Here is a 21,679-nt window from a genome sequence, read left to right on the forward strand (position 1 = left end):
GGCTCCTACGCGCGGCTCAGCAGGGTCGGCTCGGTGATCGGGGACTCGTGGGTGCCGAGGACGGTGCAGGCGTGGGCTCCGGCGGTGGCGCCGAGCCGTACGCACTGCTCCAGCGGCAGCCCGCGGAGTCTGCCGTACAGGAAGCCGGAGACGAACGCGTCGCCCGCGCCGTTGCTGTCGGCGACCGGGCCGGGCAGCGGCGCGGCCGGGAAGGCGCGCAGCGGTGTGTCGCGGGTGAGGACCAGGCAGCCCTCGGCGCCGCGGGTGCAGACGACCGTGTGGGCGCGGCCGCGTTCGATGATGCCGGCCATGGTCGCGGCCGGGTCGGCGAGCGCCGCGGCCGAGAGGAAGACGAGGTCGGAGCGGTAGGCGAAGTCCTGGTGGTAGTCGTCGACGCCGTTCCAGTCGTGGAGGTCCGTGGAGACCGGCATGTCGAGGTCCGGGTACACGTGGCGGCAGAAGTCGGTGATCGACACGTGCGCGTGCCGCGCTTCGACGCCCGTGTAGAGGTGGCGCGGCAGCCGCTCGCCGGGCGTGGTCCTGGGGTCGAACAGCGAGGTGCGGCGGCCGTCCGGACCGACCAGCAGGACGCTGCGCCGGGTGCCCGCCGCCGCCGACGCCCAGGCGAAGTCGAGGCCGCGCAGCGCGTGGCGGATCAGCGCGCCCTGCGGGTCGTCGCCGATCAGGTCGGCGAACGCGACGTCGAGCCCGAGCGCCGCGCAACCGAGCGCGACACCGGCGCCGGTGTTGCCGATCCGGTCGATCACGGGCGGGACGGAGTAGGTGTCCTCGTACGGCAGGGGCAGCGTGGGCACGTACACGGTGGTGTCGACCCCGGCACCGCCGAGGACCAGGACGTCGCGGATCACCGGGAGACCTGCGGGCGGGTCATCGGTTCACCAGCGGGCCGGAGCCGGTGGAGCCGCGGACGACGAGTTCGGGCTGGAAGATGAGCTCGACGTGCTTGGCGGGAGCGCCGTTGACCTCTTCGAGCAGGGTCTGCACCGCTGCCGTGGCCATCGCGCCGATCGGCTTGCGCACGGTCGTCAGCGGCGGATCCGTGAACGCGATCAGCGGCGAGTCGTCGAAGCCGACCACCGACACCTCGCCCGGCACGGCCAGCCCCTTCTCGCGGCAGGCGCGGATCGCCCCCAGCGCCATCAGGTCGCTCGCGCACACGATGCCGGTGCAGCCGCGGGACAGGAGCTGCATGGCCGCCGCCTGCCCACCCTCGACGGAGAACAACGAGTGCGCGATCAGCTCGTCGACGGCGCTCGTACCCAGGAGCTGGGCCATCGCCTGCCGGTAACCCTCGATCTTCCTGATCACGGGGACGAACCTGCGCGGCCCCAGCGCCAGCCCGATCCGCTCGTGTCCGAGGTCCACGAGATGCTGTACGGCCAGCCGTGCGGCGAGCCGGTCGTCGGGCGAGATGAACGGCGCGTCGATGTGCTCGCTGTAGCCGTCGACCAGCACGATCGGCAGCCCTCGGTCGGTGAGCCTGGTGTAACGGTCCATCCGGGCGGTGGTGTCGGCGTGCAGCCCGGAGACGAACACGATGCCGCTCACCCCACGGTCCACCAGCAGTTCGGTGAACTCGTCCTCGGGCGCGCCACCCGGCAACTGCGTGCAGAGCACCGGCGTGTAGCCGTGCTGGGTCAGCGCCTTCTCGACCGACTGGGCGAACGCCGGGAAGATCGGGTTGTCGAGCTCGGGCGTCACCAGGCCGACGAGCCCGTTGCTGCGCTGCCGCAGCCGGGGCGGCCGTTCGTAGCCCATGAGGTCGAGCGCGGTCATCACGGCCTGGCGGGTGGCGGCGGAGACGCCGGGCTTGCCGTTGAGCACCCGGCTGACCGTGGCCTCGCTCACCCCGGCCTGGGCGGCGATGTCGGCGAGGCGCGCGTGACCGGTCATGGCCGCCACTTTACTTTCCACCGGGGGGCCGCCGGATGTGGCGCGCGCGCGACGTCACCGCCGGCGAAGCCGCGCCCGTACACGTGATAGGCCACGGCCTCGGGCCACCCCCTGATCATGCTCCGTAACCCTAGACGGTCCCGACCATGAAAGCCCTTGCCGCAAGTTTACGCAAGCCCTTCCAGGGCCTCGTTTTTCCGGAAATTTTTGCCATCGGATGTCCTAAACCCCAGACCGAAAACCGATTGGGCGGAGATCTTTTATGACAAGGGTGGACATGTGACGTTAAGGCGCGATGTACTACCCCTTCAATCAGCCCCGTCACAGGTGACACGTGCGCAAGGTGTTGGGCCCATGAGCTCGGTCGTTCTCGACAAAGTGACCAAGGTGTACCCGGGTGACTACCTGGCGGTGGACCGACTGAGCCTGAAGGCCGAAAATGGCGAGTTCCTCGTTTTGCTCGGACCCTCGGGCTGTGGCAAGTCCACGCTACTCCGGATGATCGCCGGTCTCGAGGAGATCACCGAAGGGGACCTCTGGCTGGACGGGCAGTTGGCCAACCACCTGGCCCCGCGTGACCGCGACGTCGCCATGGTGTTCCAGAACGGCGCCCTTTACCCGCACAGGACCGTACGCGGCAACATCGCCTTTCCCCTGGAGATCGCCAAGTCGGACCCGGCGCAGGTGCGCGAGCGCGTCACCGAGCTGTCCAAGGCGCTGCACATCGACGAGACGCTGGACCGCCGCCCGGGCACCTTGTCCGGTGGCCAGCGCCAGCGCGTCGCGATGGGGCGGGCGATCGTCCGCCAGCCCAAGTTGTTCCTCATGGACGAACCCCTGTCGAACCTCGACGCCGGCATGCGCACCGAGCTGCGCATGGAGATCTCCGCCCTGGTCAGATCGCTGAACGTCACCACCGTCTACGTCACGCACGACCAGGTCGAGGCGCTCACGCTGGCCGACCGGATCGCCATCCTCAACCGCGGCGTGCTGCAGGACGTGGGCACCCCGTCGCAGATCTACAACGACCCCGCGACGGCGTTCGTGGCGGCGTTCCTCAACTCGCAGCAGCTGAACCTCCTGGCCGCGACGGTGCACACACCGCAGAACCAGTACGTCATGCTCGACTTCGGCCCGCACCGACTGACGATCCCCTGGAGTGATCCCCGGGCGTACGCCATCTCGCAGCACACGGGCGGCCAGGTGCTGGTCGGCATGCGCCCCGACGGCCTGGCGCCCGTGCCCGAGTCGTACGAGGGGCCGTCGTTCTTCGGCCGCGTGCGGGCACTGGAGTACCACGGTCACGAGTGGCTCGCCTACATCGAGTGCGGCATGCCCGCCGTACCGGTGCCCGAGCCGCCGGACCGGCGCGCGAAGGTCAACGGTGACAAGACCGGGTCCGGCGGGCTCGGCGGGCTGGTGCGCCGGCTGTTCTCCACCCGCGACGAGGAACGGGAGCAGCAGGAACAGGTGGGTCAGAATGTCGGCAGCGGCACCCACCGGCGCTCTGACATCATCGTCCGCCTGGGCGGACGCCCGGTCTGGCGCGCCGGCGAACCGGCCAGGGTGGCCGTCGACCAGGCGCGTCTGATGATCTTCACTCCCGACGGCGCCCGAATCGACCCACCCCGCCGCTGACCGCGCCTCTGGCACCCTCCCCTGTGCGGGGGAAGGCAATGGCTCACAGTGGGGAGGCCACCCGTCACTGCCGTCGACACGCTTGGTGGCATGACTTACTGGACTTCTCGATGGGCCGGTTACGCGGCGATCGGCTGGACGCTCCTGTACGTAGCGTCAAAGGTGCACTTCGCCGTCGAAGGGCGGATCGGGGTCACCGGCGGTCCACGCGTGGCCGCGGCGGCCTACCGCGACTACGGACCTGGCGAGGTCGCCCAAGCCCAGTGGGCCAACGCCGGCAGCGGCCTGCTCATCGTCCTGCTGATCCTGCTCTCCCTCTGGCCGTAGGAGTCAGGACGTCCGTACCTGTCGACCTTGTACCAGGACTTGCCCTCCGGCAGAACGGCGGGCATGACCCCGCCGGTGTGATACGTGCTCTTGCCGATGCCGACGGAGCGTTCCTGCCCGAAGGTGTCGTCGTCCCAGTGGATCTTGATGTCGAACGCTGCGACGCCCTTGCCGTCGAACTGGAAGACGCCCTTGCGGTCCTGGACCTCCCTCTCGTCCGTGCCGTCCGACCAGAGGACCGTTTCGGTGAAGCGCACGCCGTGCCCGGGTACGAGTTTGGCCTTCAGCGCGCTGACGGGGTCCTTGGGCGCCGCCTGCGCGGGGGCGGCAACCATCGATAAGGCGGCGCAGGCCGCCGCCAGAGCCGTGATCATTTTCTTCATGGGCAGCGATGATGCCGGAAGCGGATCACAAACGGAGCACAAGCGGCCCATCGCCTTTGGAACGTACGCAATTGGCCGGCCTGGCCGGTTAATGAGGGAGATGTAGCCAGGGCGCCGACGCCCATTGAGCCGCCGAGACGATCCCTGAGCCCGCAGCAGGACCGGGCGCCGGTATGACCCGCTGTTGACCAAACGGACCACGGTCCGTATTGTTCTCTTCCACAAGCGGACCGCAGTCCGGAAGGGGACAATCATGAAGCCGATCCTGCACATTTCCGCCTCCCCCAGAGGAGCGGAGTCGATCTCGCTGGCCATCGCCTCGACCTTCGTCGAGGAGTACGTCGCCACGCATCCCGGGGCACAGGTCGACCACTTCGATCTGTGGGATGGGAGTCTGCCGGAGTTCGGGCCCGCCGCGGCGAAGGCCAAGATGACCGTGTTCGGAGGGGGTGTGCCCGAAGGAGAGGAGGCGGTGGCCTGGGAGGCGGCCGTGCGGACGTTCGAGTGGTTCGATGCCTATGACCGGTATCTGTTCAGCGTGCCGATGTGGAACGCGGGCGTGCCGTACAAGCTCAAGCAGCTCATCGACGTGGTCAGCCAGCCGGGCATGGTGTTCGGGGTGGATCCGGAGACCGGCTACCAGCACCTGCTGAGCGGGAAGCGGGCCGCTGTCGTCTACACCAGCGCGGTCTGGGGGCCGGGGGTCGGGGCGGAGTTCGGGAGTGACTTCCAGTCGACGTTCTTCGGCGGGTGGCTGCGCTGGGCCGGGATCGACGACGTTCAGGAGATTCGCCACCATCCGACGTTGACCGGGTCGTACGAGGATGAGCGGAAGCAGGCGGACGAGCGAGCCCGAGAGGTCGCCAGGCGCTTCTAGCGAGTTCCGCCTATGCCCCTGAATCCGTTGACACCTCACCATTCGTTGTGGTGCGTGGCCTCAATGTCCCCCGCGTGCCAGTCGCAGATGGTGAACTTTGGGAGCCGCTTCCAGCCCCTGTAGCGCCTTATTGAAGAGGACTTTAGCCGCGGGATCGGGATCATTCGGGTTCCCTTTCTTGACGGCCTGAGAGCCACCGTTCAGGCTGCGCAGGTGGCGTACAAGTCCGTACACACTCGAAGCCTGGGAGGGGACCATGGCGCTACGGTTCTTCGGCAAGGGCGGCAGCGACACCGAGAACTGCCCTTCGGTCTCGGTCGATGAGACTGACCTCAGCCTCGTGTTCGTCGGCTGGCCGATCGAGGACCCCGAAGTGATATCCGAGATCGAGCAGTACAGTCACATCGCACCGGACGAGCGCGCCTTCCGGATTCCTCCGGAGCTGCGCAAAGCGATTTGGGAGGCTTTGGGTGGCGACAATCCCAACTTTGGCTGAGCTGCTGGACAAGGCCCAGCGCTCGGTGACGCACCTGGAGACGCGGGACACCTACGGGCTCAGCGGTGAGGGTTACCGGGCATGGCGTGAGGGCGTCGGTATCGAAGAAATCTCCAGGTACGACTACCTGTCCTCCTGGGTGAACCTGATCCGCCGGCACGTAGCGCGAGGTGTCACCTTCCGTCGCGCGAGAGTCGTCTCCGAACCGTTCAGCGACTACATCCGGTACGAGCACGCCATCACTCCCGCCGCGAACCTTGCGGCCGGGGAGCTGGTTCGTTGGCTGCCTCGGCAGCGGGCCTACGACCTGGCGCTGCCTGGCTGTGACTTCTGGCAGTTCGACGATGGGCTGGTGCGACTGATCTTCTCATCAGGTGATGGTGAACTCGTCGGATACGAGATGACCGATGATCCGGCAGTGGTCAGCATGTACAGCTCGGCCTTTGAGGCCGTCTGGGAGCGCGGCATTGACCATGCGGAGTACAACCCCGCCTAGTCACCGCGCCTCGTACCGTGCCCGCGTCATCGTCCAGCAGCGCTCAGCAAGCCCGAAAGGCCATCGGCAACCGGCTCCGAGCGATCCTTCGTCAGTCCGGCCTGACCTCGCGCGCCCTGGCGAAGCAGGCCGGCTGGGAGGAGTCCAGGTGCTCTCGTCTCATGTCTGGCCGTACCCCGCCGACGGAGAGGGACATCGAGATTTGGTGCCGCTTCTGCGGCGCGCCAGAGGAGATTCCCGACCTGATCGCGGCCTCTCGAAACGTCGAGAGCGCCTACATGGAATGGCGGCAATTTCAGCGCAGTCAGAAGCATCTCAACGAGATGCGGCGGAAGCTGTACGAGGAGACTCGGCTTTACCGCTTCTACAGCTCCACCACATTCCCCTGGCCCGTGCAGGCCCCCAGCTACATGCGCGTGCTCATGCTGCGCGGCGCGGAACTGTATCGCTCAGATCCCTCGGACATTGAGGAGGCGATCCGGGTACGGGTGGATCGTCAACGGCTGCTGGATGATGGCACCCGCCGAGCCGCAATCCTTGTGGAGGAGTCGGCGCTACGCGCCCAACCCTTCCCCTGCGAGGTGATGCGGGATCAGTTGAACTACCTCCTGGTCGCGATGCGACGACCGAACATCTCCCTGGGCATATTGCCTATCGAGGGGCGACGGGTCCAGAAGCCCGCCGAGAACTTCCACCTCTATGACGAGGCGCAGGTGTTCATCGAGCTGCTGACGGCAGCGGTGACCATCATGCAGCCTCGCGAGATCGCCCTCTACGTCCAACTCTTCGACGACCTGACCGCTGATGCTGTCTTCGGCTCGAAGGCCCAGACGTTGATCAATGCCGCCATCCGCAACCTGGACTGAAATTCGTCGTACAAACTCGTACACACTTGTTGAGATTGTGAAAGTGCAGGTCCTAGCGTCGATGGCATGTCACCGAGACGTGCTGCCGAACCCCGTCAGGCCCCGCACAACGGGGTAACCGCCGACGTAGCCGGTCGGCTGTACGAGGCGCTCGGCCCTGTGCAGCAGGAGTTGAAGCGGCGGCATATCCCGTGTCTGAGGGTGACGCTGATCAGCCTGGAGCTGTGGGAGCGGCAGCCGCTGACGTTCCCCGAGTACCACATGCCCGCCATCGAGGTGTGGGACCGGCAGGGGAAGATCGTGGCTGCCGTCACGGTGAGCGTGGATTTGAGCCACTTCTGCGTGGCCATCCCTTCGCAGCAGAGCCACCCCTACCTCGTACCTGCCGAGACTCCCGAACTGGTGGCGGCGCTCATTCCTGGCTATGACCGGGAGACGTCGTGAGTCCGGTGACGAAGGCGGAGAAGACCGGGTTTCGCTATCCGTACGTGATCGGGTGGACGGGGGAAGTCGAGAGTCACCCGTTGAAGTGGATACCGCGCCGTAGCGGTTTGCAACTCAGCTACGCCATTCCGAGTCGCGGCGACTACAGCAACGGCGTCTTGCGGCTGCGGCAGGGCAAGAAGATGACGGGACGGCCCGACTTCACGTCGGTGAACACCCGGCGGCAGTGGCGTTGTATGGACAATCGGCTATGCCAGGTGTGCGCTTGTTCGGCGGTAGACGCCGAGACGGGTCGGATCTGGTGGTTACTGTCATCTGGCTCCGGAGATGGTGGCGATGGCTACACGAACGCGCCGCCGACGTGTCGCGGGTGTATCCCGGAGGCGATCACGCAGTGTCCGCACCTGCGGCGTGACGCCGCAGTCTTCACTGTGGGCAACTGTTCGCCGTTCGGGGTGCGAGCTGATGTGTTCTTGCCCTGCCTGCCGCCACTGGTTCCGTTCGAGCGCAACGTGGTGCTCACGTTCGACGACTACGACATGGATCACACGCTTGGCCGGGAACTGCTGATGCGGCTGCATGATGTGCGGCCGGCACCCTTGGACGAGCTGGCGTGCCCAGTTGAGGTGTTCTCGCTGGCCACCCCAACCAAGCGTCTTTCCCCACATGGCATGGACACACTGCGGGCCAAGGCGCGGTAGACCGCCAAAGTGATCGCCGGAAGGGCTGTTGGCGAGCTGGACGCTGGTGGGCGGCGATTCGAAGTTGGTGGCGAACAAGTCCGGCCCAACCCGACTCGGCTTCGTGCTGGTGCTCAAGCTCTTCGAGCCGGAGGGCCGGTTCCCGGAGCTTCTGGAGGAGGTCCCGCAGGCTGCGGTGGAGTACGTGGCCGGGCTGGTGAAGTCCCGGCCTCCGAGTTCGCGAAGTACTCCCTGACGGGCCGGACTGCCGAGTACCACCGCGGTCCGGGAGACGCTGAGCTGGCCGTACCCGTGTGGAGAAGGGGCTGGTGGCGGCCCCGCAGCCGGTGGGAGCGGGCGTTCTGCAGGTGGACCACCGAGCGCCTGGGTGACGTGGGCACGGCCCGGCTGTTGGCGCTGATTGCGGACAACGAGGCCGCCCACGCGGCCGGCCCGCACTCCGCCGACGTCCGGCAGAGCGTCGAACGGCCGCGTTGATTCCTAGGTCGGAGGCGACTTGGCGGATGGACTCAGGAGGTGTCGGCGCGTACGGCGGTCGTGGCCAGCGTGGTGTAGTTCATCGTCAAGCGTCCACCCAAGGAGTCGATGGCGCCCCCGCTCGCGGTAACATGGGCATGCGCCCACCTTAATGGGCGCATGCCCACTTGCCAACGGACGCCAGTGGGCTGACGCACGAGAGGGTCTGTGAGTGCCGACTGGGGTGCACCTTCGCGACGCGCGGCAGCAGTTGTTCGACGCTGCCGAACGCGTGCTTCTGCGGGACGGGCCGAACGGGCTGACCAGCCGGGCCGTCACCGACGAGGCGGGCTGTGCCAAAGGCGTCCTGCACCGGCACTTCGCCGACTTCGACGCCTTCCTCGCCGACCTCGTGCTCGACCGGGCCGCGCAGCTCGAGACGCAGGCGAGTGCGCTGCGCGAGTCCGCCGGCACCGGCACAGTGGCCGACAACCTCACCAGCGCGCTGACCACCCTGTTCGGACCGATTCCGGTGGCGATCATCCCGCTTATCACCTTCCGAGATGAGCTGCGCGCACGGCTGCGGCAAGCCAGGCCCGGAGGCGGCATCGCGATCCTCGCCCAGGTCACGACCGCGATCTCCGCTTATCTGGCGGACGAGCGCGAACTGGGCCGCATCGCGGCCGACGTCGACCTCGACTCGCTCACCCTCTCCCTGGTCGGTGGCGGGCATCTCCTGTTCGCAGACCGCGACCTCGGCCCGCCGGCCACGGCAGTCGTCAACAAGCTCGTAACAGTGGCCATCGCCGACGCCGTGCAACGACGACCGGCCTAGTGACCCCCTGACTTTGCGGGTGCTGTCTGAGCTAGGACTCCGGGGCCAGGTAGAAGTCCCGGCGGGCGGCCACGAACGCCTCGATCGTTTGGGCGGGTACGCCCGTCACGCGTTCGACGTCGTCGGACGCGCGGTCGTAGCGGTTCTCGCGATGCAGCCGGGCCATGGTGGCGATGTGCTGTTCGGTGTGCGGCGGCAGGCCCGCCGTCGCGAGCACCTCGGCCCGCCACCGGTCCAGCGGCACGTCCACGTACGACACCGGACGCCCCAACGCGCGTGAGAACTCCTCGGCCATCTCCGTCATGTCGACCGTACGTGGCCCGGTCAGCTCGTAGACGTGTCCCACGTGCGGAGCCGGGTCGCGGAGCACGGTGGCGACCACCCGGGCGACGTCGTCCGCGGCAATCGGCGACGTGCGCCCGGTGCCGAACGGCAGGGCGATCGTGCCGTTCTCCCGGATCGATCGCGCCGCCAGCGTGGTGAACAGCGGATTGTCCAGGAACGTCGTCGGCCGGATGTGTACCACCGGCAGGCCCGACCAGTTCAGTACTTGCTCCGCCAGCCAGTGCAGCCGCTGCTGATGCGACTCCGCAGTGCTGGTGGCGGTCATCTGCGACACCGTCATCTGTGACATGTCAACCAGGCCGGCCAGCTCCCCCTGCTCCCGCGCCACGGTGGCCACCACCGTCGCCGCCAGCAGATGATCCGGCGACACGGGCATCCCGAAGTACATCCGCCCGACACCCTCCAGGGCGGCCGCGACGGTCTCGGGCCGGGTCAGATCGCCGACGACCACCTCCGCGCCGAGCGTACGCAACTCAGCCGCGCGATCATCGTCGTGGTGGACCATCGCGCGCACCGGCACGTCCCACGCGCGCAGTTGGTCGAGGACCGAGCGGCCCACATCACCGACCCCGGCGATGAGAACAAGGTTACTGGCGGCCATCGGTCGATCTCCTTCTGCGTAGCCGAGTATCTGCGTGGAGGTGTGATCGCATGTGCATGTGGCGTGTGAAGACAGTGCGGCCGAGTGGCGGCCGGCTCCGTAGGACACTGCGTGGCGGGACCGGACGCGCAGGCCGCGAACCGGCGCGGCGTGTCCGGCAGCAGGATTGCTCCTTCAGCGGGTGTACCCGCGCCCGAGTGTCACGACCTGGGCGAACACATCCCGTTCTGGTCATCGGAGCGGCAAGTGCCTGCCTCATCCCCGAACACCCGGACCGGACCCTGACCCCGACCCTGACCTCGGGATGGCGATGGTCACTGGCTGCGGCCTGCGGCAACGCTCTACGTTGCGCTTTGCGGCGTGATCTGCTCTCGCGTCTGGCCCGTGTTCGTGTCGAGCGTGCCTGGTCCGCGTTCGTGTCGAGCGTGTCTTCCGTGGGTTCGCACCTGCCGTCCGTTTATGGCGGCCATGGTCAACAAGGTTTCTCGCAGGCGAAGCCTGCTCGGGAGGGCGTCCGAGCGAAGCGAGGGCCTGCAGGGGTCGGGGCTTTGGCCCGACTGGAAGTGACGTCTGAGCCCTGCAAGCGCGAAGCGCCCAGAAAGCGAAGCCCGTTGTGCGCCAAAGGCGCCCCCAGAAGGACGTCCGGAGCGAAGCGGAGGGCCGTTGTGGGCGGGCGGGCATCAGACGGCCAACCACCGAATCGGGTAACGGGCGGGGGAAAGAACGTCCGGAGCGAAGCGAAGGCCCTTTTGTGGGCGGTCAGTGGTGGCCCAGGTGGGCGGACAGGCGGTCGGTGGTCTGCAGGAGGGCGGCGGCGCAGGCGTCGGCTTCGGCCATGAAGCGTTCGGCCGGGCCGCAGACGCTGATGACCGCCGCCGGCCGACCATGGTGGTCGAGGACAGGGGCCGCCACGGAGGCCGCGCCGCTCTGCCGTTCGGCGATCGACATGGCGTACCCCCGGCGGCGGATGAGCGTCAGGTCGGTGCGCAGGCGGGCGGGGTCGGTGACGGTGGCGGGGGTCAGGCGCTCCAGAGATCGGGCGAGATAGCGGGCGATCTCCTCTTCGGAGAGGTACGCCAGGAATGCCTTGGATGACCCGCCCGCGTGCAGCGGATACGGCACGCCGAGCGAGACCGACATGATCACCTCCCGCCCGGGCGTCGCCTGGTCGATGTAGATGCGGGTATCGCCGGTCCGGATCGACAGGGTGGCGGTTTCGCCGGTGAGCCTCGACAAGGCGGGCAGTTCGGGCGCGGCCAGCCGGCGGACGTCGATGCGGTCGAGGTAGGCCAGGCCGAGCCGCATCGCCGTCAGCCCCAGCGAGTAGCGCCTGCTGTCCTCGTCGAGCACGACCAGCCCCCGGCTCCTGAACGACGCCAGCACCCGATGCACCGCCGCCTTCGACATGCCCAGGCTCTCGGCGATCTCGGTGACGCCGAGCGTGTCCGTGCCCGCCTCGGCGAACCGGACGAGGATGTCGGCGGCCCGTTCGACGGTGGCGGCGGTCTGGCTGGGCATAGTGCGCCTTTCGCGGCGAATCGTGTGTACTGTCGGAAACAGCATTCCTACTATTGGAACACAAGGAGCCGTCGAATGTCGCTGTGGAAGGCTCTGGAGGGCTCGCGCGTGCTGGACCTGGCGCAGCCGATGCGCAAAGGCATGCCGCAGTCCCCCAACCACCCGCCGTTCCGGATGGCGCTGGAACGCCGGCACGGCGACCTGGTCAGACCCGACGGCGGCTCGGCCGCCAACGAGATCATCGTCACGGGCGGCCACGTCGGCACGCACGTCGACGCGCTCGCGCACGTCTCCCAGGAGGGTCTCCTGTACGGCGGGCGGCCCGCGGCCGAGGTGATGTCGCACGCGGGGTTCAGCGACATGGGCATCGACGGGTTCGAGCCGTTCGTGGGCCGGTGCGTGCTGCTCGACGTGGCCGCCGTGCACGGGGTGGCCACGCTGCCCGCCGGGTACGAGGTCACGCCGGACGACCTGGAGCGGGCCGCCGGGGAGATGGAGATCCGCGCGGGCGACGCCGTGCTGGTCGGGACCGGGTGGTCGCGGCTGTGGGAGTCGGGGGATGACTTCACCGGTCAGCGGAACGGCGTTCCGGGTCCGGGCGCCGACGCCGCCCGCTGGCTGGCCGCGCGCCGACCGCGCGTGGTGGGGGGCGAGACCATCGCGTTCGAGCACATCGCGGCGGGCCGCGGTCATGCCACGCTCCCCGTTCACCGGATCATGCTGGTGGAGTCGGGCATCAACATCGTGGAGACGATGCGGTTGGCCGAACTGCTCGACTCGGGAGTACGCGAGTTCCTGCTGATACTGAACCCGCTGCCGATCGTCGGCGCCACGGGCGCCCCGGTCCGCCCGCTCGCCGTCATCGCCTGATCGGGTAGCGGATCTTGGGAGCGGATTTGACCACTCATGTTCAGCGGCTCGCGGAGTTCGCCGTGGATTGCCGTGATCGGGGCGTGCCCGCCGAGGTGCGTGACGACGTGACGGGCCGGGTGCTCGACGTGCTCGGCAACTGCCTGGCCGCCTACGCGGAGCCGGAGGGTGACGCGGCCCCCGCCGTTCTACGGGCCGTACGGCGCTGGCAAGGGAGCGGGGAGGCGACCGCGATCGGGAGCGGCGACCGGCTGCCCGCGCCGTCGGCGGCGCTGGTCAACGGCACGCTGGCGCACGCGCTCGACTACGACGACACGCATTTGCCGTCCGTACTGCATCCGAGTGCCCCCGTGGTGCCCGCCGCGCTGGCCGCGGCGGAGGCCACGGGCGCGTCCGGCGAGCGGCTGATCGCGGCCGTGGCGGCGGGCGTCGAGGTGTGCAACCGGCTCGGCATGGCCTCCTACCTGCCGGAGGCGGGCAACTCGCTGTTCTTCGAGAAGGGGCAGCACGCCACGTCGATCTGCGGCACGCTCGGCGCGGCGGTCGCGGCCGGGCTGCTGTACGGCTTGGGCGCCGACGGCATCGCGCACGCCGTCGGGGTGGCGGCCAGCATGGGCGCCGGCCTGCTCGAGGCCAACCGTACGGGCGGCACGATCAAGCGGGTGCACTGCGGCTGGGCCGCCCACTCGGGCGTCACGGCGGCCGTGCTCGCGCTGGAGGGACTGACGGGGCCGCCCACGGTGCTGGAAGGCCGGTTCGGCTTCTTCCAGGCGTGGCTCGACGGCCGGTTCGACGCCGAGGCGCTGCTGTCGGGCCTGGGCGAACGGTGGGAACTCCTGCGTACGGTCTACAAGCCGTATCCCACGAACCACTTCACCCATCCGGCCATCGACTGCGCCCTCGCCCTGCGTGCCGGCGGCCTGTCCCCCGCCGACATCGAGGATGTCGAGCTGGGGGTCGCGGCTCCGGTGCTGCGTACCATCGCGGAGCCCCGGGCCGACAAGGTCAAGCCGAGCTCGTCGTACCACGCCAAGTTCTCGGGGCCGTACACGGTCGCGGCGGCGCTGCACGGCGGCGGCGGGCTGGGGCTGTCGCTGGACGACTTCGCCGCCCTCGATCCCGAACGGCTGGCGCTGGCCGAGCGGGTGCGCTGCGTGGCGGACGAGCGGGCGACGGAGATCTTCCCGCACGCGTTCGCGGCCGTGCTGCGGGTACGGCTCCACGACGGCTCGCTGCTGGAGCACCGGGTCGACTCGTCCCGCGGCGGCCCGGAACATCCGCTGACTACGGAGGAGCTCGCGGTGAAGTTCCGCACGAACGCGGGGCGGGCGCTGGGCCCCGACCGCGTGGCGGCCCTCGTCACAGCCGGCCGCAGCCTGCCCGAGGCCCCCACCGTGGCGCCACTCCTCCACCTGACGATCGCCTAACCGCTCCTCCCGCTGACGGTCGCCCGGGCGGCTGGCGGTCCACCAGCCACCCGCTGCCTGGACGGAACGCCGGGCTCGGTCCGTTACCGCTGCCGCACCTTTGCGGCGAGCTCGGCGAGACGAGCGTGGCCAGCGTCGGCGTCGGCGTTTATGCCCATGCCCATGAAGTCGGCCAGCTCGGCCTGGGGCGGGATGTCGCCGACGGAGACGGTGATGTGCTCGGTGGGATCGCCGAACAGTACACGGCGTTGCCGCATGGCGATATCGATCCACCGGGCTGACTCCTCTGCTGCCCTTCCGGCCGGGTTCACGCGTGGGAGTGCCTGACCGATGATCCCGATCATGGCCTTGAGGATTCGGGCGTCGTCCTCGGCCGCGCGACGGCGTCACGCATTGTCTGAGGGCGTTGGCTGTGGCTCACTCATAGCGGGGGCACAAGCGGCTGGGATCTAGAAAAAGGACGTGACCGCCAGATGGAACAGTATCCGGAAAAAGCATTCGACCCCAAAGCGAAAGCCAAGGCAGAGGCCGCGCCTAAGGCGAAAGCCGCGCTCGACCCGAAAGCGCAAGCCGCCGCCGACTCGCTCGTTGATTGGCTGTCCAACCAGGAGTTTACCAAGGACAGCAATTATACCGTGGCGGTGACAACCGGCGGCGATCTAGTCGTCTCCAAGGTGGACGGCCTCTCCGTGACCACGAAGGCGGGCTCGCCAGGGCAGAAGATCATTCAACATGTCAAAGACAATGATGCCACCTACGGCAACTACAACATCTACGCGGTAGGTAAATTCACCCGCGACGGACTAAACAATCATGCCGAAATGTGCATCTTCGCATATTCCGGCAAAGACGGTGTCGCCTATATCAAGTGCACCTCGCCCAACTGCAAATTATGCAAGAGGACACTCGAAGCGTATAACGTCACCAACGGCAACGAGAAGGACCCCAGAGAGCCCGCGAGCCAGGTGGGATGGTTCCACCCGTTCTTGCCCGTGACCTACGGCACGGGTCGCGCCAATAAAGCCATCGAAGAACAGCTCACCGAGCTCGAAAAAGTCAGTCAGATGGACGCTTCCAGCAAATCTGTGGACAAAAGTTCATTCGTGTACGGCGGCGAAACTCCCAGCAAACCGTACAAACCTAAGGTGAAGTTTATCCACGAGGCTACGCAGACCGAAAAGACCGCCAAGGAGAGCGAGGAAAAGAAGACGAGCGGCAGAAAGTCGATCATCCCCAAAGGCGGCGACGGGAGCACTTTTTCAAAGACCAAGCGAACGGGGCCTAAGCAAACAAATGCCCCGCGAACGAAGCCGAGTGGCGATGGAAACGAGATCAAAAGCAGCCGCGGCAGAAAAGTCGCGGCCAGCAGCGATAGCCCCGGCGACACCGAAAGTGGGAGCAGCGGGAAAGCCGAGGACGAGCAACCGATAGCACGGAGGACACGCCTCCAGAGCGGCGGCGACGGAGGCAAGGCCAAAGGCGGCGACGGCGCGGCCAACACAGCCGTGGGTAAGCAATCAACGGCGCGGAGGGCCCGCAGCAAGTCTCCCAGGAAGAGACGGGGAAGTTCCACGAAGAGGTAGAGGTCGCGTACATCGACGATCCGCACGGCGAGCACCGGCGGCGCCACGTCCCGGGTGCTGACCCGGCTGGCGTAACGCCACCCGCCGGTGCCGGAGTGCGGCTGATCGCTACATCGAGCGAGCGCCAGGCATCCGCTCCGGCGCCACAGAGCGGTCGGCCGTCTCCGCGCGCCCCGGCGTGTCCGCGCGATCGTCCGCCGTTTCGGCCTTCTCCGCCGCCTGCGCGGGCTCCACCGCCTGACCGCGGTCCGCCGCCTTCGAGCGGCCCGTCATGGCCGGGGTCGCCGTCTTCGGTAACGCCGTCTCCTGGAACGCGGCCTCTGAGGTCACCACCTCCGAGGCGGACGGCGGCATGACCTCGCGGACGTCGTCGAGCGGCGGCAACTGCGCGGGCTCATCGCGCTCGGCCGACTCCAGCGGAGCCGCCTCTCCGCGGGCAGGCACCTCACGAACCGCTTCCTCCCGGGCGGAGACCTCCCGGACGGGCACCTCCCGTGCAGAGACCTCGTGAGCCGACCCGCCACGGGCGGGCACCTCGCGGGTGGCTTCCTCCCGAGAGGGCGCGGCGGTGGCAGGCTCGTCCGCCACCGCGGCCTCACGGCCCATCCGGTCGAAGAAGCGCAGCAGCTCGACCGGCAGCGGCATGATCAGCGTCGTCGTCTTCTCCGCCGCCACCTCGACCACCGTCTGCAGCAGGCGCAGTTGTAACGCCGCGGGCGTCTCGGACATGATGGCCGAGGCGTCGGCCAGTTTCTGGGCGGCCTGGAACTCCCCGTCGGCGGTGATGACGCGGGCCCGGCGCTCGCGTTCGGCCTCCGCCTGGCGCGACATCGAGCGCTTCATCGACTCGGGGAGCTGCACGTCCTTGATCTCGACCCGATCGATGTGGATGCCCCAGCCGAGCGCCGGGCTGTCGATCATGAGGGCGAGGCCCCTGTGCAGCTCTTCGCGGTTGGACAGCAGGTCGTCGAGCTCGCTCTTGCCGATGATCGACCGCAGCGAGGTCTGCGCCACCTGTTCGACCGCGAACAGGTAGTCCTGGACCTCGATCGCCGCCCGCAGCGGGTCCTGAACCCGGAAGTACACGACCGCGTCGACCCGGACCGAGACGTTGTCGCGGGTAATGCCCTCCTGGGTGGGGACCGGCATAGTGACGATCTGGACGTTGATCTTCTTCATCCGGTCCGCGAAGGGGATCAGGAAGGTCAGCCCCGGCTGACGTACCTGCCTTTGAGCCCGGCCGAAGCGGAAGACGATGCCTCGTTCGACCTGGTTGACCACCCTGACGAAGCTGAAAGCGGTCCAGAGCAGGATCACGGCGAGGACGGCGAAGAGAATGCTGGTGACCATGATGGTGTCCCTTCCGCATCGAGCGTAGGCCGGTTATGGCGAGGTGGTCCACCGCGGCCCGTCCGGGGTGTCCTCGACGAGCACGCCCCCGCTGAGCATGGCCGCCCGCAGCGCGTCGGCGTCCTCGTAGCGGCCCTGCCTGCGCAGGTCGTTGCGGAACGACAGGAGAGTCTCGACGAGAGAGCGCAGGTTCGCGGTGGTGGACACCTCGGCCAGCCGGGCGATCAGCAGCCGCAGCAGCTCCCTGGCCTCGTCGACGCCGCCCGCGTCCTCCTCGGTGTCGGCCGCCCACTTGACCAGCTCCGCCTCCAGGTCGAGCACGGCGCGGGCCGCCGCGACCAAGTCGGGCTCCGCCGCCGCGCACTGGAAGCGCCGCTCGCATGAGCGGACCGTCTCCTCCAGCGTGATCTGGGCCGGCGCCGGAGCAGTCGCGGGGCGGGGCGGTGGAGCGGCCGCGGCGCGGCCGCCTTCGGTCAGGTGGCGAAGCTCCCCCAGGTCGATGCGGGTGCCCGCGGGCAGAACGACCTGCGAGCCTGGACACCGTACGGTCAGCCCGCCGCGGCCCGCCACCTCGACGGTCTCGGCGTCGAGGTCGATGACGGCCGCGGTGTGCTCGTCGATGCCGAGAACGGCCGTGCCCGGCGGCAGCTCCCGTTCCATCCGGGACAGCCGCCGCTCGCCCAGGTAGCAGTAGCGGGTGTCGTGGGTGCCGCCTTCGGCGTTGTCGAAGTGCGGGATCAGGACCGCCCGCAGGCCGAGTGCCGCCAGCAGGTCGAGGCCCTCACGCCAGTGCGGCTCGGCGCCCACCTTGTAGATCTCGTAGACCGGCACCGTCACGAGCCCGGCCGTGCAGGCGGCGGCCGAGGCCAGCACGGTGACACCCTGGCGGGCGCGGACGCGGGCCCGCAGGTCGCCCGCCGTGGGCGTGGCCGTCCACCGGTCGAGCGCGTACGTGGGGCTGCCCGGACCGGAGAACACCCAGTCGGCTCCGGCAGCTCCGGTCGCCACCTCGACCTCCAGGCCGACGCTCCGGGCGAAGTATCGGCGGGCACGCGCGGAGATGTCGGCCGCGTTCTCCTGGAACGCGTAAGGCGTGTCGAGCAGCACGGCCCGGGCACCGGCGCGCAGCCGCCTCGCGGCGGAGCGGTGGACCTCCACCATGGTCGGGCTCGTCTCGCCCGACCCCATGAGCACCAGCAACCCGGACATGCCTGTCCGCCTCTCTCTACGCAGTCAATCGACTACAGTCAGCCATATATATATGCAAATAGATCGCTTATGCACATGACTTGCAGTAAGTTGTGGGCGGTGACGGGAAGACACGTGGTCTCGGTCGAGACGCTCATGCTACGGGCGAACACCGACAGTCAATGGGCCTATCGACGGGCCACCACGCTGCCGGGGCCCGGAGAGGCTCCCGACCAGGCCGCGCGGCGAGTCTGCGGAGTCGCGGCCGACGCACCCGCGACCGTCGTGCACTCCACGAGCTGGCGCTACCGTCCTCAAGGAGAGACCGTCCTCACGTACGCGGTATGCCCTGATCCGGAGCCCGAGTTGCCGGCCATCGAGCTGCCCGCCCTGGAGATCGTCGGCGGCGACGCACCCGCGACGCCCACACCGGACCGGATCGAGGTGGCGAACGTCGTCGCGCACGCCATCCGGCACCTGGCGTTCCTGGTCGCCGGGGACCCGGTCGTGCGGCAGGCGCTCGCCCACCATCCGGACGTCATCACGGCCCTGAACCCGGCGTTCGCACCCTGTTCGTAACCGGCATTCACCGCCGCAGCGGGCCACGTCTTCACCCCGTGGACCCAGAGGAACGCCACCGCCTTCGGCGGCCGAATGCCTGCATCGGCTTCTCGATGAAGCGGTACGCCAGGGCGCTGGCCAGCAGGACCAGCGTCATGGCCAGCACGGCCATCCCGAGCTGCAGCGGCAACGGCGACCGGCGCAGGTCGCCACTCACCTCGACGAAGAACTTCAGCAGCGGATGGTGCACCAGGTAGAGCGAGTAGCTGATCAGCCCGAGCCAGGTCAGCACCCTCGGCACCCGCTTGTCGCGCAACGCCATCCCGCCCGCGAACGTCACCCCGGCCAGCACGATCGTGGTGATCCACACATCCGGCTCGACCCACCACCAGCCCGACTCGATCGCCCAGACGGGGGCCAGCGCGACCAGTGCCGCGGTGGCGGCCACCGGCCACAGCCCGCCCGTGCCGCGCTCCCACCGCTGGATCGCGGTCCCGGCGAACATCACGCTCAGCACGGCCACACCCATCCACGGCACCCGACCGCCCAGGATCAGCAGCGCCACCGCCATCAGACCCAGCACGCAGGCGGCCTGCGTACGGAACCTGCCCGAGATCACGCACGCCAGCCCGGCGAAGAACACAGCGCCTGAGGCGTAGGCGAGCCAGCCGCCGTCCAGCACGGCCCCGGCGAGCAGCAGCCCGACGATCACCGACCCTGCGGCGAACAGCACCGCGAACAGGCCGCTCCGCTCATGCTGCCGCGTCACGAACAGCGCGGTGACCAGCAGGTAGAACACCATCTCGTACGAGAGCGTCCACATGGTGTCGGCGACACCGCCGACGCCCACCACGTCGAGCAGCATCGTCGCGTGCGCCGCCACGGCCGTCCCGTCGCGGGGCACGGCCTCGCGCACCGGCACCCACCAGGCCGCCGCCAGCACCAGGGCGGCCACGGCGAGGTAGAGCGGGTAGAGCCGGAAGACCCGGCTGACCCAGAACGCCCGCAGATCGCCGTGCCGCTCCAGCGACATCGGAATGATGTAGCCACTGACCAGGAAGAACACCAGAATGCCGTAGACACCGAGATTGAACCAGTACGGCCGCAGCGCCGGCAGGAACCACGGCAGCAGGTGTTCGGCCACCACCGCGAGCGCCCCGATGCCGCGCAGGGCGTCGAGCCAGGCAAGGCGGGCCGGGGCGTGAGTCGTACTGGACTGAGTCGTGGTGGGGGCGATCGGCACTCGCGACAACCTACCCTGGCCCGGACCGGTGATGCCCCGGCTTTCAGCGGTGGCTGGTCAGCGGGGCGTGGTGGTCGGCGCCGGCCGGCCCGTGCGGGTCGGTGTGTACGGTGGCGGCGCGTAGTTTGGGCAGTTCGTGGATGAGGCGGTGTTCGGCCGCCACCGCCACCGCGTGCGCGTCCACGAGCGAGAGATTGTGGCTCACCAGGATGTCCACCTCGGCGTGCAGCGCGTGGCCGATCCAGCGCAGCCGTACGGAGCCGACGCGTTCGACTCCCTCGACGCCGCCCAGGATGGCCTCGGCCTCGTCGACGAGGGCCGGGTCGACGGCGTCCATCAGCCGGTGGTAGATCTCGCGGGCGGCGTCCCGCAGCACGAAGCAGATGGCGACGGTGATGAGCAGCCCGACGATCGGGTCGGCGAGGGGGAAGCCCAGCGCCGCGCCGCCCGCGCCGATGAGCACGGCGAGCGAGGTGAAGCCGTCGGTCCTGGCGTGCAGCCCGTCGGCGACCAGCGCGGCGGAGCCGATCTCTCTGCCGACCCCGATCCGGTAGCGGGCCACCCACTCGTTGCCGAGGAACCCCACCACGGCCGCCGCGGCGACCCACCCGACGGCCCGCATGTCCTGCGGGTGGAACAGCCGCGTGATCGCCTGGTATCCGGCCAGCCCGGCGGAGGCGGCGATGATCAGCACGATGGCGATGCCGGCGAGGTCCTCGGCCCTGCCGTACCCGTAGGTGAAGCGGCGGGTGGCGGCGCGGCGGCCGAGCGAGAACGCGATCGCGAGCGGCACGGCGGTGAGCGCGTCGGCGACGTTGTGCAGCGTGTCGCCGAGCAGCGCGACGGAGCCGGACATGACGACGATCACGGCCTGGACGGCGGCGGTGACCAGCAGCACGCCGAACGAGACGGCCAGCACGCGCAGCCCGCGACTGCTGCTCTCCAGAGCGGCGTCGGTTTTGTCGGCACTGTCGTGGCTGTGCGGCGCGACGGCATGCCCGACCTTCGAAACCAGCCCCTTGATCCCGCCGACCCCACGCTTGCCCTCAGGCCCGTGTCCATGTCCGTGACCGTGACCGTGACCGTGCTCGGGTCCCGCTGGAGGGCTGGAATCGTGCTGACCGGTCATAGCACTCCTCACTTGCACGACGAATCCGCGCAAGCCACTATATGTAGTCATGTACGCACGCGACAACGTCTCAGGTGCCACCCAAGCGCAAGAGCAACCCACTCCCGCGCAGGTGAACAGCGCCGTCGACGCGTTCCGCATGCTCAGCGACGCCACCCGGCTCCGGCTCATGTGGCAACTGTCGTCAGGCGAGCTGGACGTGAACTCGCTCTCGGAGGCGGTCGGCGTGGCCCGCCCGTCGGTCTCCCAGCACCTGGCCAAGCTCCGCCTGGCGGGCCTGGTCGACACCCGCAGGGACGGCCGCCGCGTGCTCTACCGCGCCCGCGACGGCCACGTCCGCGCCCTCATCTCCGAAGCCCTCTTCCACGCCGACCACGAGGTCTCCGGGCTACCCCCGCACGACTAGCTCCCACTGCTCCGCGGACCGAGCC

General features: G+C 68.7%; 26 protein-coding genes. 16 read left to right on the plus strand and 10 right to left on the minus strand.

What is annotated here, in order from left to right:
• Positions 1-5 precede the first annotated feature (5 nt).
• Positions 6-869, minus strand: coding sequence for a PfkB family carbohydrate kinase (locus tag KLK06_RS42735; protein ID WP_214641434.1), 864 nt, complete (start codon positions 867-869; stop codon positions 6-8).
• 19 nt (positions 870-888) lie between these two features.
• Positions 889-1,914 carry a LacI family DNA-binding transcriptional regulator gene (locus KLK06_RS42740; RefSeq protein ID WP_214641435.1) on the minus strand — a complete coding sequence of 342 codons (1,026 nt, stop codon included), beginning with the start codon at positions 1,912-1,914 and terminating at the stop codon, positions 889-891.
• Between the two features lie 354 nt (positions 1,915-2,268).
• On the opposite strand from KLK06_RS42740, the gene KLK06_RS42745 reads away from it, so the two are divergent.
• Positions 2,269-3,552 (plus strand): ABC transporter ATP-binding protein, encoded by a 1,284-nt coding sequence (locus tag KLK06_RS42745; RefSeq protein WP_214641436.1) that lies wholly within the window; start codon positions 2,269-2,271, stop codon positions 3,550-3,552.
• 90 nt (positions 3,553-3,642) lie between these two features.
• Complete coding sequence (locus KLK06_RS42750) at positions 3,643-3,879, plus strand: hypothetical protein (RefSeq protein ID WP_214641437.1); 237 nt, start codon at positions 3,643-3,645, stop codon at positions 3,877-3,879.
• Here KLK06_RS42750 and KLK06_RS42755 read toward each other — a convergent pair.
• Positions 3,786-4,262, minus strand: a complete 477-nt coding sequence (locus KLK06_RS42755; protein WP_214641438.1) for a hypothetical protein — start codon at positions 4,260-4,262, stop codon at positions 3,786-3,788. The genes KLK06_RS42750 and KLK06_RS42755 overlap by 94 nt on opposite strands.
• Positions 4,263-4,515: 253 nt before the next feature.
• Between KLK06_RS42755 and KLK06_RS42760 the strand changes: the two genes are divergently transcribed.
• The 9 genes from KLK06_RS42760 to KLK06_RS42800 all read left to right on the plus strand — a co-directional run bounded on the left by KLK06_RS42760 (position 4,516) and on the right by KLK06_RS42800 (position 9,433).
• Positions 4,516-5,139: an FMN-dependent NADH-azoreductase gene (locus KLK06_RS42760; RefSeq protein WP_214641439.1), complete on the plus strand. Its 624-nt coding sequence runs from the start codon at positions 4,516-4,518 to the stop codon at positions 5,137-5,139.
• A gap of 256 nt (positions 5,140-5,395) precedes the next feature.
• Positions 5,396-5,635, plus strand: a complete 240-nt coding sequence (locus tag KLK06_RS42765) for a hypothetical protein (RefSeq protein ID WP_214641440.1) — start codon at positions 5,396-5,398, stop codon at positions 5,633-5,635.
• Positions 5,628-6,131, plus strand: a complete 504-nt coding sequence (locus KLK06_RS42770) for a DUF6879 family protein (RefSeq protein WP_214641441.1) — start codon at positions 5,628-5,630, stop codon at positions 6,129-6,131. Before KLK06_RS42765 ends, KLK06_RS42770 begins: the two co-directional genes overlap by 8 nt.
• A gap of 17 nt (positions 6,132-6,148) precedes the next feature.
• Positions 6,149-6,997, plus strand: coding sequence for a helix-turn-helix transcriptional regulator (locus KLK06_RS62665; RefSeq protein WP_214641442.1), 849 nt, complete (start codon positions 6,149-6,151; stop codon positions 6,995-6,997).
• A gap of 66 nt (positions 6,998-7,063) precedes the next feature.
• Positions 7,064-7,441, plus strand: coding sequence for a hypothetical protein (locus KLK06_RS42780; RefSeq protein ID WP_214641443.1), 378 nt, complete (start codon positions 7,064-7,066; stop codon positions 7,439-7,441).
• Positions 7,438-8,142: a hypothetical protein gene (locus KLK06_RS42785; RefSeq protein ID WP_214641444.1), complete on the plus strand. Its 705-nt coding sequence runs from the start codon at positions 7,438-7,440 to the stop codon at positions 8,140-8,142. Before KLK06_RS42780 ends, KLK06_RS42785 begins: the two co-directional genes overlap by 4 nt.
• A gap of 28 nt (positions 8,143-8,170) precedes the next feature.
• Positions 8,171-8,377, plus strand: a complete 207-nt coding sequence (locus KLK06_RS42790) for a DUF4158 domain-containing protein (RefSeq protein ID WP_214641445.1) — start codon at positions 8,171-8,173, stop codon at positions 8,375-8,377.
• A gap of 56 nt (positions 8,378-8,433) precedes the next feature.
• On the plus strand, positions 8,434-8,619 hold the full coding sequence (locus KLK06_RS42795) for a hypothetical protein (RefSeq protein WP_214641446.1): 186 nt from the start codon (positions 8,434-8,436) through the stop codon (positions 8,617-8,619).
• Between the two features lie 211 nt (positions 8,620-8,830).
• Positions 8,831-9,433: a TetR/AcrR family transcriptional regulator gene (locus KLK06_RS42800; RefSeq protein ID WP_214641447.1), complete on the plus strand. Its 603-nt coding sequence runs from the start codon at positions 8,831-8,833 to the stop codon at positions 9,431-9,433.
• A 31-nt stretch (positions 9,434-9,464) separates the two neighbouring features.
• Here the strand turns inward: KLK06_RS42800 and KLK06_RS42805 are convergent, their stop codons facing one another.
• Positions 9,465-10,379: an NmrA family NAD(P)-binding protein gene (locus KLK06_RS42805; protein ID WP_214641448.1), complete on the minus strand. Its 915-nt coding sequence runs from the start codon at positions 10,377-10,379 to the stop codon at positions 9,465-9,467.
• A gap of 759 nt (positions 10,380-11,138) precedes the next feature.
• Positions 11,139-11,897 (minus strand): IclR family transcriptional regulator, encoded by a 759-nt coding sequence (locus tag KLK06_RS42810; RefSeq protein ID WP_250906878.1) that lies wholly within the window; start codon positions 11,895-11,897, stop codon positions 11,139-11,141.
• A 75-nt stretch (positions 11,898-11,972) separates the two neighbouring features.
• Here KLK06_RS42810 and KLK06_RS42815 point away from each other — a divergent pair, with 75 nt between their 5' ends.
• A complete protein-coding gene (locus KLK06_RS42815; RefSeq protein WP_214641450.1) occupies positions 11,973-12,767 on the plus strand; it encodes a cyclase family protein in 795 nt (264 codons plus the stop codon).
• A 26-nt stretch (positions 12,768-12,793) separates the two neighbouring features.
• The gene (locus KLK06_RS42820) at positions 12,794-14,194 is read left to right on the plus strand and encodes an MmgE/PrpD family protein (protein WP_214641451.1); all 1,401 of its coding nucleotides are present in this window, start codon (positions 12,794-12,796) and stop codon (positions 14,192-14,194) included.
• A gap of 83 nt (positions 14,195-14,277) precedes the next feature.
• Here the strand turns inward: KLK06_RS42820 and KLK06_RS42825 are convergent, their stop codons facing one another.
• Positions 14,278-14,538: a hypothetical protein gene (locus tag KLK06_RS42825; protein ID WP_214641452.1), complete on the minus strand. Its 261-nt coding sequence runs from the start codon at positions 14,536-14,538 to the stop codon at positions 14,278-14,280.
• 129 nt (positions 14,539-14,667) lie between these two features.
• Here KLK06_RS42825 and KLK06_RS42830 point away from each other — a divergent pair, with 129 nt between their 5' ends.
• Positions 14,668-15,777, plus strand: coding sequence for a hypothetical protein (locus tag KLK06_RS42830; protein WP_214641453.1), 1,110 nt, complete (start codon positions 14,668-14,670; stop codon positions 15,775-15,777).
• A gap of 108 nt (positions 15,778-15,885) precedes the next feature.
• Here the strand turns inward: KLK06_RS42830 and KLK06_RS60605 are convergent, their stop codons facing one another.
• Positions 15,886-17,127, minus strand: coding sequence for a slipin family protein (locus KLK06_RS60605; protein WP_250906879.1), 1,242 nt, complete (start codon positions 17,125-17,127; stop codon positions 15,886-15,888).
• A 33-nt stretch (positions 17,128-17,160) separates the two neighbouring features.
• A complete protein-coding gene (locus KLK06_RS42840; RefSeq protein ID WP_214641454.1) occupies positions 17,161-18,336 on the minus strand; it encodes a hypothetical protein in 1,176 nt (391 codons plus the stop codon).
• Positions 18,337-18,435: 99 nt separating this feature from the next.
• Here KLK06_RS42840 and KLK06_RS42845 point away from each other — a divergent pair, with 99 nt between their 5' ends.
• On the plus strand, positions 18,436-18,894 hold the full coding sequence (locus KLK06_RS42845) for a hypothetical protein (RefSeq protein WP_214641455.1): 459 nt from the start codon (positions 18,436-18,438) through the stop codon (positions 18,892-18,894).
• A 31-nt stretch (positions 18,895-18,925) separates the two neighbouring features.
• On the opposite strand, the gene KLK06_RS42850 is transcribed toward KLK06_RS42845, so the two are convergent.
• Together KLK06_RS42850 and KLK06_RS42855 are read right to left on the minus strand one after the other, a co-directional pair.
• Positions 18,926-20,119: an acyltransferase gene (locus tag KLK06_RS42850; protein WP_214641456.1), complete on the minus strand. Its 1,194-nt coding sequence runs from the start codon at positions 20,117-20,119 to the stop codon at positions 18,926-18,928.
• Between the two features lie 43 nt (positions 20,120-20,162).
• Positions 20,163-21,248, minus strand: a complete 1,086-nt coding sequence (locus KLK06_RS42855) for a cation diffusion facilitator family transporter (protein WP_214641457.1) — start codon at positions 21,246-21,248, stop codon at positions 20,163-20,165.
• A gap of 49 nt (positions 21,249-21,297) precedes the next feature.
• Here KLK06_RS42855 and KLK06_RS42860 point away from each other — a divergent pair, with 49 nt between their 5' ends.
• On the plus strand, positions 21,298-21,654 hold the full coding sequence (locus tag KLK06_RS42860) for a metalloregulator ArsR/SmtB family transcription factor (RefSeq protein ID WP_214641458.1): 357 nt from the start codon (positions 21,298-21,300) through the stop codon (positions 21,652-21,654).
• Positions 21,655-21,679: the final 25 nt, after the last annotated feature.

The sequence above is a fragment of the Nonomuraea sp. NEAU-A123 genome, assembly GCF_018603905.1.
GTDB lineage: Bacteria > Actinomycetota > Actinomycetes > Streptosporangiales > Streptosporangiaceae > Nonomuraea.

Excerpts from the sequence above, each read along its gene's own strand:
- KLK06_RS42740 (WP_214641435.1), bottom strand. The coding sequence starts at position 1,914 with ATGACCGGTCACGCGCGCCTCGCCGACATCGCCGCCCAGGCCGGGGTG.
- KLK06_RS42745 (WP_214641436.1), top strand. The coding sequence starts at position 2,269 with ATGAGCTCGGTCGTTCTCGACAAAGTGACCAAGGTGTACCCGGGTGAC.
- KLK06_RS42750 (WP_214641437.1), top strand. The coding sequence starts at position 3,643 with ATGACTTACTGGACTTCTCGATGGGCCGGTTACGCGGCGATCGGCTGG.
- KLK06_RS42755 (WP_214641438.1), bottom strand. The coding sequence starts at position 4,262 with ATGAAGAAAATGATCACGGCTCTGGCGGCGGCCTGCGCCGCCTTATCG.
- KLK06_RS42760 (WP_214641439.1), top strand. The coding sequence starts at position 4,516 with ATGAAGCCGATCCTGCACATTTCCGCCTCCCCCAGAGGAGCGGAGTCG.
- KLK06_RS42765 (WP_214641440.1), top strand. The coding sequence starts at position 5,396 with ATGGCGCTACGGTTCTTCGGCAAGGGCGGCAGCGACACCGAGAACTGC.
- KLK06_RS42780 (WP_214641443.1), top strand. The coding sequence starts at position 7,064 with ATGTCACCGAGACGTGCTGCCGAACCCCGTCAGGCCCCGCACAACGGG.
- KLK06_RS42805 (WP_214641448.1), bottom strand. The coding sequence starts at position 10,379 with ATGGCCGCCAGTAACCTTGTTCTCATCGCCGGGGTCGGTGATGTGGGC.
- KLK06_RS42810 (WP_250906878.1), bottom strand. The coding sequence starts at position 11,897 with ATGCCCAGCCAGACCGCCGCCACCGTCGAACGGGCCGCCGACATCCTC.
- KLK06_RS42815 (WP_214641450.1), top strand. The coding sequence starts at position 11,973 with ATGTCGCTGTGGAAGGCTCTGGAGGGCTCGCGCGTGCTGGACCTGGCG.
- KLK06_RS42825 (WP_214641452.1), bottom strand. The coding sequence starts at position 14,538 with ATGATCGGGATCATCGGTCAGGCACTCCCACGCGTGAACCCGGCCGGA.
- KLK06_RS42830 (WP_214641453.1), top strand. The coding sequence starts at position 14,668 with ATGGAACAGTATCCGGAAAAAGCATTCGACCCCAAAGCGAAAGCCAAG.
- KLK06_RS60605 (WP_250906879.1), bottom strand. The coding sequence starts at position 17,127 with ATGGTCACCAGCATTCTCTTCGCCGTCCTCGCCGTGATCCTGCTCTGG.
- KLK06_RS42840 (WP_214641454.1), bottom strand. The coding sequence starts at position 18,336 with ATGTCCGGGTTGCTGGTGCTCATGGGGTCGGGCGAGACGAGCCCGACC.
- KLK06_RS42855 (WP_214641457.1), bottom strand. The coding sequence starts at position 21,248 with ATGACCGGTCAGCACGATTCCAGCCCTCCAGCGGGACCCGAGCACGGT.
- KLK06_RS42860 (WP_214641458.1), top strand. The coding sequence starts at position 21,298 with ATGTACGCACGCGACAACGTCTCAGGTGCCACCCAAGCGCAAGAGCAA.